At 69.9% G+C, this 15,371-nt stretch carries 13 protein-coding genes; 8 read left to right on the top strand and 5 right to left on the bottom strand.

Annotation, left to right across the window (positions count from 1 at the left end; all coding sequences use genetic code 11):
• The first annotated feature begins 70 nt into the window (after nucleotides 1-70).
• Nucleotides 71-1,078 (top strand): DUF4333 domain-containing protein, encoded by a 1,008-nt coding sequence (locus ACWDPV_RS10000; RefSeq protein WP_449742822.1) that lies wholly within the window; start codon nucleotides 71-73, stop codon nucleotides 1,076-1,078.
• 83 nt (nucleotides 1,079-1,161) lie between these two features.
• Here the strand turns inward: ACWDPV_RS10000 and ACWDPV_RS09995 are convergent, their stop codons facing one another.
• Entirely contained in the window at nucleotides 1,162-2,100 is a 939-nt protein-coding gene (locus ACWDPV_RS09995) for a 5'-3' exonuclease (RefSeq protein WP_449742993.1), read from the bottom strand.
• Nucleotides 2,101-2,237: 137 nt separating this feature from the next.
• Here ACWDPV_RS09995 and ACWDPV_RS09990 point away from each other — a divergent pair, with 137 nt between their 5' ends.
• A complete protein-coding gene (locus tag ACWDPV_RS09990; protein ID WP_449742821.1) occupies nucleotides 2,238-3,359 on the top strand; it encodes a M24 family metallopeptidase in 1,122 nt (373 codons plus the stop codon).
• 34 nt (nucleotides 3,360-3,393) lie between these two features.
• Here the strand turns inward: ACWDPV_RS09990 and ACWDPV_RS09985 are convergent, their stop codons facing one another.
• Nucleotides 3,394-3,795 (bottom strand): pyridoxamine 5'-phosphate oxidase family protein, encoded by a 402-nt coding sequence (locus tag ACWDPV_RS09985; protein WP_449742820.1) that lies wholly within the window; start codon nucleotides 3,793-3,795, stop codon nucleotides 3,394-3,396.
• 68 nt (nucleotides 3,796-3,863) lie between these two features.
• Here ACWDPV_RS09985 and ACWDPV_RS09980 point away from each other — a divergent pair, with 68 nt between their 5' ends.
• Genes ACWDPV_RS09980 through ACWDPV_RS09965 form a run of 4 tightly spaced genes read left to right on the top strand, consistent with a single transcriptional unit; the run spans nucleotide 3,864 to nucleotide 7,480 of the window.
• On the top strand, nucleotides 3,864-4,640 hold the full coding sequence (locus ACWDPV_RS09980; protein WP_449742819.1) for an SDR family NAD(P)-dependent oxidoreductase: 777 nt from the start codon (nucleotides 3,864-3,866) through the stop codon (nucleotides 4,638-4,640).
• Nucleotides 4,637-5,926, top strand: a complete 1,290-nt coding sequence (gene cbiE / locus ACWDPV_RS09975; protein WP_449742818.1) for a precorrin-6y C5,15-methyltransferase (decarboxylating) subunit CbiE — start codon at nucleotides 4,637-4,639, stop codon at nucleotides 5,924-5,926. The genes ACWDPV_RS09980 and cbiE overlap by 4 nt, the downstream gene beginning before the upstream one ends.
• Nucleotides 5,923-6,711: a cobalt-precorrin-4/precorrin-4 C(11)-methyltransferase gene (locus tag ACWDPV_RS09970; protein WP_449742817.1), complete on the top strand. Its 789-nt coding sequence runs from the start codon at nucleotides 5,923-5,925 to the stop codon at nucleotides 6,709-6,711. The genes cbiE and ACWDPV_RS09970 overlap by 4 nt, the downstream gene beginning before the upstream one ends.
• Before the next feature lie 13 nt (nucleotides 6,712-6,724).
• Nucleotides 6,725-7,480 (top strand): cobalt-precorrin-6A reductase, encoded by a 756-nt coding sequence (locus ACWDPV_RS09965; protein ID WP_449742816.1) that lies wholly within the window; start codon nucleotides 6,725-6,727, stop codon nucleotides 7,478-7,480.
• Nucleotides 7,481-7,492: 12 nt separating this feature from the next.
• On the opposite strand, the gene ACWDPV_RS09960 is transcribed toward ACWDPV_RS09965, so the two are convergent.
• From ACWDPV_RS09960 to cobG, 3 genes are read right to left on the bottom strand one after another with little or no spacing between them, the layout of a single operon-like run.
• Nucleotides 7,493-9,013 (bottom strand): precorrin-2 C(20)-methyltransferase, encoded by a 1,521-nt coding sequence (locus ACWDPV_RS09960; protein ID WP_449742815.1) that lies wholly within the window; start codon nucleotides 9,011-9,013, stop codon nucleotides 7,493-7,495.
• A gap of 2 nt (nucleotides 9,014-9,015) precedes the next feature.
• A complete protein-coding gene (locus tag ACWDPV_RS09955) occupies nucleotides 9,016-9,639 on the bottom strand; it encodes a precorrin-8X methylmutase (RefSeq protein WP_449742814.1) in 624 nt (207 codons plus the stop codon).
• Between the two features lie 12 nt (nucleotides 9,640-9,651).
• Nucleotides 9,652-10,845 carry a precorrin-3B synthase gene (gene cobG, locus ACWDPV_RS09950; RefSeq protein WP_449742813.1) on the bottom strand — a complete coding sequence of 398 codons (1,194 nt, stop codon included), beginning with the start codon at nucleotides 10,843-10,845 and terminating at the stop codon, nucleotides 9,652-9,654.
• Nucleotides 10,846-11,079: 234 nt separating this feature from the next.
• On the opposite strand from cobG, the gene cobN reads away from it, so the two are divergent.
• On the top strand, nucleotides 11,080-14,706 hold the full coding sequence (cobN, locus tag ACWDPV_RS09945; protein ID WP_449742812.1) for a cobaltochelatase subunit CobN: 3,627 nt from the start codon (nucleotides 11,080-11,082) through the stop codon (nucleotides 14,704-14,706).
• Nucleotides 14,707-14,870: 164 nt separating this feature from the next.
• The gene (locus ACWDPV_RS09940) at nucleotides 14,871-15,371 is read left to right on the top strand and encodes an FxsA family protein (RefSeq protein ID WP_348803874.1); all 501 of its coding nucleotides are present in this window, start codon (nucleotides 14,871-14,873) and stop codon (nucleotides 15,369-15,371) included.

Genomic DNA, 15,371 nt, shown 5'->3' with positions numbered 1-15,371 from the left:
GCCGACCCGGTTGAGCGAGCAGCACATCCGGTGGCCACGGCGACCGAGAAGAGGGCGGGAGACACCACACATGAGCTACCCCAACGACCCGAACGGACAGGCCGGCCAGCCACCCCATGGCGCGGGCGGTGGTCCCGAGGACGGTAAGACCGAGATCGTCCGTATCCCCGGACAGGGACAGCCACCGGCACCGGCACCGGGCGATCCCACCACGGTGCCGCCGGCGACACCCGGATTCGGCCAACCACCGGCATACGGGCAACCCGGTTTCGGACAGACCGGCCAACCGGCACCGCCGACCACCGCGACACCCACCCCGGGGCAGACGCCGCCGCCCGCATATGGCTCCGGCGGATTCGGAACGCCGCCACAGACACCGGGTGCGCCCGGACAGTACAACCCGACGCAGATGGCTCCGACGACCCCACAGCAACCCGGTGGATACGGTGCCGATCCCACTCAGCAGGCGGCCGGTCAGTACGGGCAACCCGGCACCACGCCCTACGGCACACCGGCCCAACCGGGAGCGGCGAGCAACCCATACGGTCAGCCGGCACAGCCGGGAACCTCTCCGTTCGGCGCGCCGGGCAGCGGTGGATTCGCCCCGGGACAGCCGAGCCAGCCGGGCACGGCAGGCTTCGGTCAGTTCGGCCAGCCGGGTCAGTTCTCCCAGCCAGGGCAACCGGGTCAGCCGGGCCAGCCGGGACCGTACGGCGCCTACGGGCAGCCCGATCAGTTCGGTGGGATGGCCACCGGCCAGAAGAAGGGTCCGTGGAAGATCCTCATCGGGGTGGGTGCCGCTCTCGTCGTCATCGCGATCGTCATCGTCGTCACCGGATGGTTGTGGTGGTGGCCGCGGTCGCTCGATCAGTCCGCCGCCGAGAGTGGCGTCAAGCAGGTCCTCACAGAGGATTATCAGGCCAGTGACGTCACCGGCGTCAGTTGCCCATCCGGTCAGCGCGTCGAGAAGGGCGCATCGTTTACCTGCACGGTCAAGGTCGGCGGTCAGCAGCAGAACGTGAAGGTGACCTTCCTCGACGACGACGGCAAGTACCAGGTGGCCCGGCCGACCAGCTGAGTGCCCCGATCTCGGTGACTCCTACGGTGCCTGGGTGAGCAGCCAGATCTGCGCACCCAGGCACCGTGGTGTCACAGCGCATGTCAGACGTCCCAGGCCAACGCCTTGGACAGCCGCGTGATCGACGCGCCGATGCCGAGTTCCTCGACGAGGTCGGCCAGGCGTGCCGGATCGGCCGGGGCCGTCGGTAGGTGATCGTTCCCGCTGTCGATCGTCTCCGCGTCGGTGCGCACGAAAACGACGGTGCGCGCGACCGACAGATAGTCGGCGGCGGCGACCAAGGCCTTGCGATTGCGTGGCGGCAGATCCGATGCGGGGTCGGTGACGGCCGCTTCGAGTTCGTCGAGACCACCGAACGCCGAGATGAGCTTGGCCGCGGTCTTGTCACCGATCCCCGACACGCCGGGGAGACCGTCGGACGGATCGCCGCGCAGGATCGCCATCTCCGCATACGCCGCGCCGGCCCGCTCCGGCGGAACGCCGTACTTCTCGGCCACCTCGCGCGGGCCCATCATCTCCGCCTTGGCCAGCCCACGTCCGACGTAGAGGACCCGCACCGGCACCGGGTCGTCGGTGACGACCTGCAGCAGATCCCGATCGCCGCTGACGACGATCACCGGGTCCGTGGCTTCGGCGAACGCCAGTGTGCCGATGACGTCATCGGCCTCACATCCCGGCGCGCCCGAGGTCGACAGTCCCACCGCCGCAAGCACATCGGCGATCATGTCGACCTGCGGTGTGAGGGTGTCGGGTACTTCTTCGACGTCCACGTCGGTGCCACCGGTCGCGGGGTGCGCCACCCGGTGCGCCTTGTACGACGGAATGAGGTCGGTCCGGAACGTCGGCCGCCAGTCCAGGTCCAGGCACACCACCAGCCGCGTCGGATGCTCACGGGTGACCAGATTCGCGATGGTGTCGATGAACCCGCGAACGGCGTTGACCGGGCGCCCATCCGGCGCGGTCATCTTCTCCGGCAGGGCGAAGAACGATCGAAACCACAGGCTGGCCCCGTCGAGGAGCATGAGCGATCCGGTCGGGTGAGTGTCGGCCACGCTTACCACTGTGTCATCCCGGTCCGGGCCGATCCATCCCGGTGTCACGTCCACTCGCCAACGTTCGTCGGCGTCACACTCGGGTGAATCCCGCGTAGGCTGCCCACATGAGCACCACCGCAGCGCGTTTCGGTTCCGACGTCTATCGAGCGCGGGTGTCCCGCGCGGCCGAACTCACCGGGAAGGCAGGCCTGGATGCATTGATCGTCTCGCCGGGTCCCGACCTCCGGTACCTGGTCGGGTCGCGCGCGAACACCTTCGAGCGGCTCACCGCGTTGGTGATCCCCGCCGACGGAACGCCCCGACTCGTGGTGGCTCGTCTGGAGACCGCATCGTTGCGTGAGTCCGCGGTGGGAGACCTCGACATCGAGGTCGCCGACTGGGTCGACGGTCAGGACGCCCACGCGTTGGCGCTCGCCGGGTTGCCGTCCGCCGCCAGGATCGCGGTGTCGGACGCCATGCCCGCGCTCCATGTCATTCCGATCGCCGACCGGATCGCTGCGACACCACAACTGGCGACCGATGTGCTGCGCGAACTGCGAATGATCAAGGATGCCGACGAGATCGACGCCCTCCGTCGGGCCGGGGCGGCCATCGATCGTGTGCATGCGCAGATGGGGCAGTGGCTGCGGCCCGGGCGGACCGAACGCGCCATCGCCGCCGACATCGCGGCGGCCATCGTCGCCGAGGGGCATACCGGTGCCGAATTCGTCATCGTGGGGTCCGGACCGAATGGCGCCGACCCCCATCACGAACAGTCCGATCGCGTGGTGACGCCCGACGACATCGTCGTCATCGACATCGGTGGCCCCGTGGAACCCGGGTACAACTCGGATTCGACACGCACCTACTGCTTTTCGGAGCCTTCATCGGAGATCGCCGATGCCTACGCCGCGCTGCAGGATGCGCAGGCACTCGCGGTGGCCGCGGTACGTCCCGGTGTCACCGCGGAATCGATCGATGCGGCCGCACGGGATCGGTTGCGGGAGAGCGGACTTGCCGAGCAGTTCATCCACCGCACCGGTCACGGCATCGGACTCTCGGTGCACGAGGAGCCCTACATCGTCGGCGGCAACGACCTCGAGTTGCGATCCGGAATGGCGTTCTCCGTCGAACCCGGCGTGTACTTCGCCGGCCGTTGGGGCGCGCGCATCGAGGACATCGTGGTGGTGACCGACGACGGTCACGAGGCGCTGAACACCCGGCCCCATGAACTGCGGGTTCTCTGAGTCCTCACCCCAGGAGCCCTCGCTCCAGGAGTGCTCACCCCAGCAGGGTGCGCGACCCCATCACCCGCTCGACGGTCACCTCGATGACGACGCGCCGCGGGTTCGGCTTGGGCCGGCGGTACCGCGCGGCGTAGCGGTTCTCCGCCTCTGCGACGCGGTCGGGCTCCCGCCGCACCCGGGCCGGACCTTCGAGGGTCAACCACCGGGGCCCGTCGACGTGGGTGAGAGCGGCGTATCCACCGCGCTCGACGTTGCGGACCTTCTGGCTGCCGTCCACGGTGATCACCCGCGCCAGCCCCGATTCCGGGTCGTAGGTGAACCCCACCGCCACCGCGTGCGGCGTGCCGTCGGCACGCAGGGTGGTGATGGCACCCAGATGTCGTTCGGTGAGAAAGGCGAGCGCCTCGGCACCCAGGTCGGACCGCGATCGTGACATGGCCTCCACGGTAGTGGGGGACTCACCACCCTCACGCCCCCACCTCACGTCGATGAAATACTCGGAACGTGACAAATGATGGTGGGCAGAACCGGACCGGCAGCGTCGTCGTCTTCGGCGGTCGCAGCGAGATCGGGGTGGCGCTGGCGGCCGAGTTGGCCCCGGGGCATCCGATTGTGCTGGCGGCACGACGCCCCGACGACCTCGACGCCGAGACGGCGACACTTCGGGCGGCCGGTGCGACGTCGGTGTCCACGATCGCCTTCGACGCCGACGACACCGGTTCCCACCCGGCACTGATCGACCTGATCGTGCGTGAGCACGGCCCCATCGAGGTCGCCATCGTGGCCTTCGGCATTCTCGGTGATCAGGCTCGCGCCGAGACCGACGTCACCCACGCCCTGCAGATCGCCCACACCGACTACCTCGCACAGGTCAGTGTGCTCACGCCGTTGGCCACCGCACTGCGGGCGCAACGCTCGGGCACCATCATCGTGTTCTCCTCGGTGGCCGGGATCCGGGTGCGGCGCGCCAACTACGTCTACGGCTCCACCAAGGCCGGACTCGACGGATTCGCCTCGGGCCTGGCCGACGCGCTGCATGACAGCCGTGCCCGCGTGCTGCTCGTGCGCCCGGGGTTCGTGATCGGCAACATGACCGCGGATCTGATGGCCGCGGGCACCACGCCGGCACCGTTGTCGGTGACCGCCGATCAGGTCGCCACCGCGGTGGCGCGGGCGTACCGGAAGGGCAAGGGCGAGGTGTGGGTTCCGTGGACTCTGCGTCCGCTGTTCGTCGGGATGCGGCTGTTACCACGAGCGATCTGGCGACGACTTCCGCGATGACCCCGACACCCGGAGCCCCAGCACCCGGAACCCCAGCACCCGAATCCGCTCGGGCCGACGGACCGCATTTCGTGGTGGTCGGGATCGGCGCCGACGGGTGGGACGGTCTCACCCCGCCCGCCCGTCGCGCCTTGGAGTCGGCGTCGATCATCCACGGCTCCCGCCGTCAACTCGACATGCTCGACGGACCGGCCGGCCGATGTGTCCCGTGGACCTCGCCCATGTCCGAACACCTTGCCGCGCTCCTGGATTCGACCACCGGTACCGCGGGGTCGTCGACGATCCACGTCCTCGCCAGCGGTGATCCCATGTTCCACGGCATCGGATCCACCATCGTCCGTGCCGTCGGCGCCCATCGCGTCACCGTCATACCGCAGGTGTCGAGCGCGTCGTTGGCCTGCGCCCGGCTCGGTTGGGACCTGGCCCAGACCGACATCGTCAGCGCGGTCACCGCCGATCCGGAGATCGTGCTCACCGAGATCACCGACGGCCGTCGGCTGCTGGTATTGAGCCGCGACGCCGCCACCCCCGCGCGTGTCGCCGACATCCTGGCCGACAACGGATTCGGCGCCTCGGGCATGGTCGTGCTCGAACAGCTCGGCGGCCCGGCCGAACGCGTCACCTCGGGTACCGTCGACGGCTGGGACCGCGCCGCGAACGTGGACGCTCTCAACATCATTGCGCTTGACTGTGTGGGGCCGCACCGCTCGACGCTGCCCGGCCGCGCCGACGACGCCTTCGATCACGACGGTCAGATCACCAAGTCCGCGGTCCGCACGCTCACCGTCTGCGCTCTGGCCCCCTCGGCGCGACAGGTGTTGTGGGACATCGGTTCCGGATCGGGGAGCGTCGGCATCGAATGGCTGCGGGCCGCTCCCGGGGTACGGGTGGTGGCGTTCGAGAAGGATCCGGACCGCGCCGAACGCATCGCGGCCAACGCCCGACGTCACGGCGTCGCCACGCGGATCGACATCCGCGGCGCCGCACCGGACGCACTGCGTACCGCCGCACCGCCGGACGCGGTGTTCATCGGCGGTGGACTCACCCGCGACATCCTCGAATCTGCCTGGGCGGCACTACCTTCGGGTGGTCGTCTGGTCGTCAACGCGGTGACCATCGAGAATCAGGCCCTGATGATCAATTGGCATCGTGACCATCCCGGTGTCCTGCGCCGGATCGGTATCGAGACGGCCGCGCCGCTGGGTGGTTTCTCCGCGTGGCGCCCGGCGTTGCCGATCGTCCAGTGGTTCGGTAACACACCCGCCGGGCAGGGGAACCACCGATGACCGTCTATCTCATCGGTGCCGGCCCCGGTGCCGCCGACCTGATCACCCTGCGCGGGGCGCGCATCCTCGGGCGGTGTCAGACGGTTCTGGTGGCCGGGTCCCTCGTGCCGGACGAGATCCTGGGACTCTGCGCACCCGACGCCCATATCATCGACACCGCACGTATGCCATTGCCGGAGATCATCTCCCACATCTCCGACGCCCACACCGCCGGACACGACGTCGCGCGTGTGCACTCCGGGGATCTGTCGCTGTACTCGGCGGTCACCGAGCAGGTCCGACACATTCGTGCGCTGGGCATCGCCGTCGAGTGGGTGCCCGGCGTACCGGCCTTCGCCGCCGCCGCCGCGGCCCTCGAGAACGAACTCACCATTCCCGGTGTCGGACAAAGCCTCTTGATCACCCGGGTGTCGACCCTGTCGACCGACATGCCCACCGGGGAGGACCTCGCCACCCTCGCCGCGACGGGCGTGACCCTGGCGCTGCACCTCGCCGCGCATCAGGCCGAGCAGATCACCGCCGAGTTGACGCCGCACTACGGAGCCGACTGTCCCACCGCGGTGGTCGCCTTCGCCTCGCGACCCGAACAGCAGGTCATCCGGTGCGCGCTGTCCGAACTGCCCGGGGCGCTGGCGGCCAACGCGATTCGACGCACCGCCGTCATCTTCGTCGGAGCGGTTCTCGGCGCGGCCGACAGCCCGGACCGCCTCGACAGCTACCTGTACTCGACGGCGCGGATGACGAAGCTGCGCGCCGATGTCGACGGAGCGGACCCGCACCCATGAACGGTCGACACCCATGAACAGGCGACGCCGCGTGCTGATTCTCGGGGGAACCGCCGAGGCCCGGGCGCTGGCACGTGTTCTCGACGACGGCCCCCACGACGTCATCAGTTCGCTTGCCGGGCGGGTATCCAATCCCCGCCTACCCGTCGGAGAGGTCCGCATCGGCGGCTTCGGCGGCGCCGAGGGTCTGCGGGAGTGGTTGCGCGACAACCGCATCGGTGCGGTGGTGGACGCCACCCATCCGTTCGCGGCCACCATCACCACCAACGCCGCGACGGCCTGCGCCGAGGCGCGCGTCCCGCTGCTGCGGTTGCGTCGTCGCGCGTGGTTGCCCGGACCCGACGACGTCTGGCGGATGGTTCCGACGATCGGGGCGGCCGCACGCGCCATGGAACACGGTCCGCGCCGGATTCTGCTGACCACCGGACGACAGGATGTCTCGGCGTTCGCCCAGATCTCCTCCGCCTGGTTCGCGATCCGCGTCGTCGACCCCCCGACCGGCGCGGTACCACCGCATCACGAGATCCTGCGCTCGCGTGGCCCGTACCACCTCGACGGCGAACTGGCCCTGATGCGCGAGCACCGCATCGACACGCTGGTCACCAAGAACAGCGGGGGAGAGCTCACCCGACCGAAACTCGACGCCGCACGCATGCTGGGTGTCGGCGTGGTGATGGTGGATCGTCCCGGCGAACCGGCCGACACACCGGTCACCGACGATGTCGCGACCGCGGGCCAATGGGTGGCCGATCAGTTGCCGGCCGAGTGATTCAGACCCCGATCACCGCGTCGATCCGCCGCGTGGATGGTCGCGCGGGGTGAAGACCAGATCCCCGGCGGCCCGCGAGGCCACCGTCGTCGCCGACGACCCGATCATCACCAGGGTGCGCATGTCGACGATGGCCGGGTCGAAAGCGGCCACGGTGGTCACGGTGAGCGACTGCTGGGGCCCGCCGACGTCACGCCCGAGGATGATCACCCGATCACCCGGGACCGCCTCGGCCAGAATCTCTTTGAGTGCCGCCACCTGCCAGTGGCGGCTCGCCGAACCGGGGTTGTAGATCGCGATCACCAGATCGGCGGCCAGCGCGTGCCGGATCCGTTCGACGATCACATCCCACGGCTTGAGCCGATCCGACAGCGAGATCACCGCGAAATCGTGACCGAGGGGAGCACCCACGGCCGCGGCGACCGCCGATGCCGCCGTCACCCCGGGCACCACCCGCACCGCCACGTCCGCCCAGCGTGGGTCCGCGGCGACCTCCGCGACGGCCGTCGCCATCGCGAACACCCCGGGGTCGCCGGACGAGATTACCGCGACGCGGGCCCCGCGCGACGCGAGATCGAGTGCGAATTCCGCTCTTTCGGCCTCCACCCGATTGTCCGAGGAGTGCACGCGCTGACCGGGCCGCGCCGAGACGCGGGCGAGGTAGGTCTTGTACCCGACGAGGTCGGTGGCCGCCGCCAACTCGCGGGTGACCTCGGGGGTGGTCCAGTCGTCGGCACCCGGACCCAACCCGACGACCACCACCTCACCACGCACCTGCCCGGCGACGTCGGCGCGTGGATTGTTGGTGCGGCCGGGGACCACGATCATCGAGAAGTAGGGCACCGCAGCCGGATCCACGTCCGCGGCTGGAGCCACCTTCTGCACCGACGTCGATGCCCGCTCGACGTACCAGGCCTCGTCGAGCCGGTCGGCCGCGGCGAGGGCCTCGCGCACCCGGGTGAACGTCCGGCCCAGTTTCATCACCACGAAGGCATCGGCGCGACAGAACAATTCGCGCATCCGCGGCACCGGCAGAGTGCCGGGCACCACGGTGAGTGTCTCCTCACCCTCGACGAGCGGGATCTCGGTGGCCGCCGACGCCGCGCTGACCGACGTGACCCCGGGGATGATCTCGGTGGGGAAGCGGTCGGCGAGTCGTTTGTGCATGTGCATGTACGAGCTGAAGAACAGGGGATCGCCCTCGGCCAGCAGCGCCACGTCACGCCCGGCGCTCAGGTGGGTCGCCAGCACTTCGGCGCTCTCGCTGTAGAAGTCGTCGAGTGCGCCACGGTACCCACGGGGATGGTCGGCCGTCTCGGTGGTCACCGGATACATCAGGCGCTCTTCGATCTGCCCGTCCCGCAGGTACGGTTCGGCCACCGATCGCGCGATGCTGCGGCCATGGCGCGCACAGTGGTAGGCGACGACGTCGGCGCTCTCGATGACGCGGGCGGCCTTGACCGTCACCAGGTCGCTGTCGCCGGGGCCGAGGCCCACACCCCAGAGCGTGCCGACTCCCGGCGCTGCCGACACCCTCACTCCTCCGGCGTGGCCAGGGCGTTGACGGCCGCGGCGGTGATCGCCGATCCGCCGCGGCGGCCGGTGACGGTGATGAACTCGAGGTCGGTGCGGGCGGCGAGTTCGGCGCACGATTCGGCCGCTCCGACGAAGCCCACCGGCGCCCCCACGACGGCCGCCGGCCGCGGCGCCCCGGCGTCGATCATCTCCAACAACGCGAACAGCGCCGTCGGCGCATTCCCGATCGCCACCACCGATCCTTCGAGTCGATCTCCCCAGAGTTCCAGCGCGGCAGCGGTTCTCGTGGTTTGCATCCGTTCGGCGAGTGCGGCGACCCGCGGATCCTTCAGGTGACAGATCACCTCGTTGTCGGCCGGCAGACGCCGTCGGGTGATCCCGGAGGCGACCATCGTCGCGTCGCACAAAATCGGTGCACCGGACCGCAGCGCGCCGCGGGCGGCACTCACCACGCCCGGGGTGGCCACGACGTCACCGGCGAGGTCGGTCTGCCCGCAGGAATGGATCATCCGGACGACGACGGTACCCACGTCCGGCGCGAACGCTGACAGGTCGGATTCCTCGCGGATCATCGCGAACGATCGCCGATAGATCGCGGCACCGTCGCGCAGATAGTCAGTCATGGTGGGACAAGCCTAGCGGGCGCTGCGCACGTATCCGTCCGGCCCGGCCTCCACCCGCAGATGCGGTCCGGCGGGCGACCCGCATCCACGCGCGCAGCCCACCCAATGCTGCCGGTCGGTGATCTCGGCACCGGAGGCGATGTGCGCGATCAGGTCGGCGCGTACCGGGGCGTGGGCGTTGGCACAGCCGGGCGCCCCGACACAGCAACTCACCCGGGCCCACGGCGAGGCGGCGTCGAAGATCAAGCCCATCGGTGCCAGAACCCGCACCACGGTCTCGGCGACGCCCTCGGTGAGATCGCAGATCAGGATCTCCCGGTTCGGCGTCACGACGATGGGGGCGCCAATGGCGGACAGGAACTCCGCCAACCGCGCCGGCACTCGCGCCGCCTCGACGACGGCACCGAGCAGCACCCGATCGTCGTCCTGGGTGAACCATCCGACGATCGGCGCGATCGTCTCGGCCGGTCCGACCGGCTCGGCGTCGTCGGCCGCCCCGGCCGGTGGCGTCAGCCGTGCGGCCGCCGCCGTCAGCAACCGCGCGCGCGAGGTGTCGTCGAGGTCACGGACACGCCACGCGCCACGCGGCCCGGCGATCTCCACCATGTCGGTCGCCACGGCCACGAGGGCGGGCGCGACGTCGGCCGAGTCGGCCACCGACCCGACGCCCGTCCCGTCGATCATGATGTCGGTACGGCCGTCGGCACGCACCACGGCACACACGTCGGGACGTCGGGCGAGAATGTCACCGCGACCGTCGTCGACTCCGAAGAGGAAACGTCCCGACAGCGATGTCAGCGCGGCCTCGGCGCGCAGCGCCAGGTCGAGGGCGACCGCCACCTCACGAACGGCGGCCCGACCACCGATCCGACCGGTCAGGGCACTGACCTCGATGTTGCGAATCTTCTCGTGGGTGGTGCTGGGGACGAGGTCGGCGGCGATCAGGGCGTCGGCGACGGCCGCCACGTCGGTGATCCCGCGCAACTGGACGTTGGCGCGGCCGGTCAACTCGATGAAACCGTCGCCGTGGTCGGCGGCGACCCGGGCGAGGGCACCCATCGCCGACGGCTTCAGCGATCCGCCGACCAGCCGGATGCGCGCCAGCGCACCGTCGGCCGCGGGATGGGGGTCGAAGACACCCGGGCAGCGGTCGTGGGCGGGGCGTTGGTCGTGGCCGGTCACACCGTCGAGGGTAGTCGCGGACACGAGTGTGTCTCCTCGTCGCGGACACGAGTGTGTCCCCTCGCCGCGGCGTCGACGTGGGTGTTCCGGCGCCGGAGGGCTCGACTAGGCTTTCGGGCACACCCAGTGCGGCAGAAGCCGGTGCGATTCCGGCGCGGTCGCGCCACTGTGTCGGGCCGACGACGCCCACAAGCCAGACCTGCGACTGGGTGCCCCGACCGTCGTGACCGGGCGCGCAACCCCGGTGAGGAGTGCACCATGATCCTGCTGCTGTCGACCTCCGACACCGACCTCATCACCGCGCATGCCAGTGGTGCCGACTACCGGGTGGCCAACCCGTCGCGTCTGCTGGTCGACGAGGTCGGTGACATGGTCGCCGCCGCCGACCTCACCGTCGTCCGCATCCTCGGCGGCCGTCGGGCATGGGAGGAGGGGCTCGATGCGGTTCTGGCGGTGGGTTCCCCGGTGGTCGTGCTCTCCGGTGAGCAGCAACCCGACCCCGACCTGATGGCCCTCTCGACGGTACCGGCGGGTGTCGCGCAGGAGGCCCACAATTACCTCGCCGCGGGTGGCGTGCCCAATCTGGTCAATCTGTACAACTTCCTGTCCGACACCGTTCTGCTCACCGGCCTCGGATTCGAACCGACGGTGCAGACCCCGCCGTGGGGTGTGCTCGAGCGTGCCGCCGCCGACAACGACGGTCCGACGATCGCGGTGCTCTACTACCGTGCGCAACACCTCGCGGGCAACACCCGCTACATCGACGCACTATGCCGGGCGATCGAGGCGAAGGGCGCACGCGCACTGCCGGTCTTCTGCGCGTCGCTGCGCACCGCACCCGACGACCTCATCGAGCTCCTCGGCACCGCCGACGCGCTGGTGGTGACGGTCCTCGCGGCCGGCGGGGCCACCCCGGCGACCGCCTCGGCCGGCGGCGACGACGAGGCGTGGAATATCGAACGCCTTGCGGCACTCGACATCCCGATCCTGCAGGGCCTGTGCCTGACCGGTCCGCGGGCGGACTGGGAGGCCAACGACGACGGTCTGTCACCACTGGACGTGGCCACCCAGGTGGCGGTTCCCGAGTTCGACGGACGCATCATCACGGTTCCCTTCTCGTTCAAGGAGTTCGACGAGAACGGGCTGCCCACCTACGCGCCCGACGACGAACGGTGCGCGCGGGTCGCCGGAATCGCCGTGGCGCACGCCCGGTTACGGCACACCGCCCCTCCACAGCGTCGTATCGCGATCATGCTGTCGGCGTATCCCACCAAGCACGCCCGCATCGGCAACGCCGTGGGGCTCGACACCCCGCGCAGCCTGCTGCGCCTGCTGTCGGCGATGCGCACCGCCGGTTACGACACCGGCCCGGCGACCGGTGACGGTGCGATTCCCGGCCTCGCCGAGGACGATTCGGATGCACTGATCCACGCGATCATCGCCGCCGGCGGGCAGGATCCGGACTGGCTGACCGAGGAAGCCTTATCCGCCAATCCGATTCGGGTGTCGGCGGCCGATTACACGCGGTGGTTCGCCACCCTTCCCGACGGTCTGCGGGAGTCGGTGATCGCCCACTGGGGACCTCCGCCGGGTGACCTGTTCGTCGACCGCGCGACCAACCCCGACGGCGACATCGTCGTGGCCGCACTGCGTTTCGGCAACATCGCGATCCTGGTACAGCCACCGCGCGGGTTCGGCGAGAACCCGGTGGCCATCTACCACGATCCGGATCTCCCGCCGTCACATCACTACCTGGCGTCGTATCGCTGGGTGGCCGGTCGGACCGAGAACCCTGCGGACATACCGGGTTTCGGTGCGGACGCGGTCGTCCACGTCGGCAAGCACGGCAACCTGGAGTGGCTGCCCGGCAAGACCCTCGGCATGTCGGCGGACTGCGGCACCGACGCGGCCCTCGGTGATCTGCCGCTGGTGTACCCGTTCCTGGTCAACGATCCGGGGGAGGGGACGCAGGCCAAACGTCGCGCCCACGCGGTTCTCGTCGATCACCTCATCCCGCCGATGGCGCGCGCCGAAAGCTACGGTGACATCGCGCGGCTCGAGCAACTCCTCGACGAGCACGCCAACATCTCCACCCTCGACCCGGCGAAGCTGCCCGCGATCCGCCAGCAGATCTGGACGCTGCTGACCGCGGCCAAGATGGATCACGATCTCGGTCTGTCCGAACGACCCGACGAGGACGTCTTCGACGACATGCTGTTGCATGTGGACGGCTGGCTGTGCGAGATCAAGGACGTGCAGATCCGCGACGGACTGCACGTCCTCGGCGAGCCCCCCGTCGACGACGCCGAGGTCGATCTCGTCCTGGCGATGCTGCGGGCCCGGCAACTGTGGGGCGGTAGCGCCGCGCTGCCCGGCCTCCGCGAGGCGCTCGGCCTGACCGAGGGCAGCGGCGAGGCCGCCCGCGGCGAGGTCGACGAGATCGAACACCTCGCCCGCGGGCTGGTGCAGACGTGCGCGAAGGACGACTGGTCGGCCGCTGCCGTGGCGGCCGCGGCCGACGGTCACCCGCAGGCCGTCGCCGACATCCTCACCTTCGCCGCCACCGAGGTGGTGCCCCGCCTACGCCAGACCACCCGCGAGATCCCCCGGGTCCTGCACGCCCTCGACGGCGGTTTCATCCCGGCCGGACCCAGTGGATCCCCGCTGCGCGGACTGATCAACGTGCTGCCCACCGGCCGCAACTTCTACTCGGTCGACCCGAAGGCGGTGCCGTCGCGACTGGCGTGGGAGACCGGCCGGGCGATGGCCGACTCACTGCTCGAGCGCTATCGCACCGACCACGGTGAATTCCCGGCATCCGTCGGATTGTCGGCGTGGGGGACCAGCGCGATGCGCACCTCCGGCGACGACATCGCCGAGATCCTCGCCCTGCTCGGGGTGATGCCGGTCTGGGATGACGCCTCCCGACGGGTGTCGACACTCGAACTCATCCCCCTCGCCGAACTCGGCCGACCCCGCATCGACGTCACCGTGCGGATCTCCGGATTCTTCCGCGATGCCTTCCCGCACGTCGTGACGATGCTCGACGACGCGGTCGCCCTCGCCGCCGGCGCCGACGAATCCGACGAGGACAACTTCGTCGCCGCCCACGCGCGTGCCGCGCTCGCCGAACACGGCGACCGACGTCGGGCCACCACGCGCATCTTCGGCTCCAAACCGGGCACCTACGGCGCCGGCCTGTTGCAGCTCATCGATTCCCGCGACTGGCGCACCGACGAGGACCTGGCCCGCGTCTACACCGAGTGGGGCGGCTACGCCTATGGCCGTGACCTCGACGGTGTCGCCGCCGTCGAGGACATGCGCGGCGCGTATCGACGGATCGCGGTGGCCGCGAAGAACACCGACACCCGCGAGCACGACATCGCCGACTCCGACGACTACTTCCAGTATCACGGCGGCATGGTCGCCACGGTGCGCGCGCTCACCGGACGCTCACCGGAGGCCTACATCGGCGACTCCACCCGACCCGACGCCGTGCGCACCCGCACGCTGTCGGAGGAGACCAGCCGCGTGTTCCGTGCCCGCGTGGTCAATCCGCGGTGGATCTCGGCGATGCAGCGGCACGGATACAAGGGCGCCTTCGAGATGGCGGCCACCGTCGACTACCTCTTCGGTTACGACGCCACCACCGACGTCGTCGCCGACTGGATGTACGAGAAGCTCACCGAGTCCTACGTCCTCGACGAGACCAATCAGCAGTTCATGCAGGAGTCGAACCCGTGGGCCCTGCACGGCATCGCCGAACGACTCCTCGAGGCGGTGGAACGCCGGATGTGGCAGGAGCCGCCCGCCGAGATGCTCGCCGATCTGCGCGCGGTGTACCTGCAGACCGAGGGGGACATCGAGGGACGCGGGGACGACTGACGCGGGGACGACTGGGCCGGCGGCGCGAGTCGGCGGTGACGACAGGGCCGGCAGGTCTCAGCGACTTCCCAGGGACCGCTGCGGTCAGCGCGGAGCAAAATCGGACGCTCGTTCGTTGCATCGGGTAGACCGTCACCGAAAGGCCGTCACCGAAAGGCACCGCCATGCGACTCGCATACGTACTCATCTACCTCGCCGTGGAGATCGGCGTCTTCGTCGCGTTGACGATGACCCTGGGCTTCGGCTGGGCGGTGCTGATCACGATCGCCGCGGCCGTCCTGGGATTCGTGATGCTGCGGTGGCAGGGCGCCAAGGTGTTCGGCGAGTTGCGCCGCGCATCCCGCAACGAGGTCGACGCGCGCGCCCCGCTGGCCGACACCGCGATGCTCGCCGGATCCACATTCCTGCTGGTCATCCCCGGCGTGGTGTCCACGCTGCTCGGCATGCTGCTGCTGGCACCGCCGACTCGACGCCTGATCCGGCCCGCGGTGACCGCCTTCGGTGCCCGCCGCATGGTCGTCGCGATGGACCGCGCGGGGGTGTATGCCACCACCGGCTTCCGGCGCGGCACGGTCATCGACGGAACCGTCGTCGACGGTGACGTGGTCTCGGCCGACACCGGCGCGTGGACCCCGGGTGAACGTCAGTTGCCGCGGGGCCACTGA

This window comes from Gordonia sp. NPDC003504, assembly GCF_053587995.1.
The sequence above is the reverse complement of the archived record's forward strand: the minus strand, read 5'-3'. Positions and strand labels throughout refer to the sequence as shown.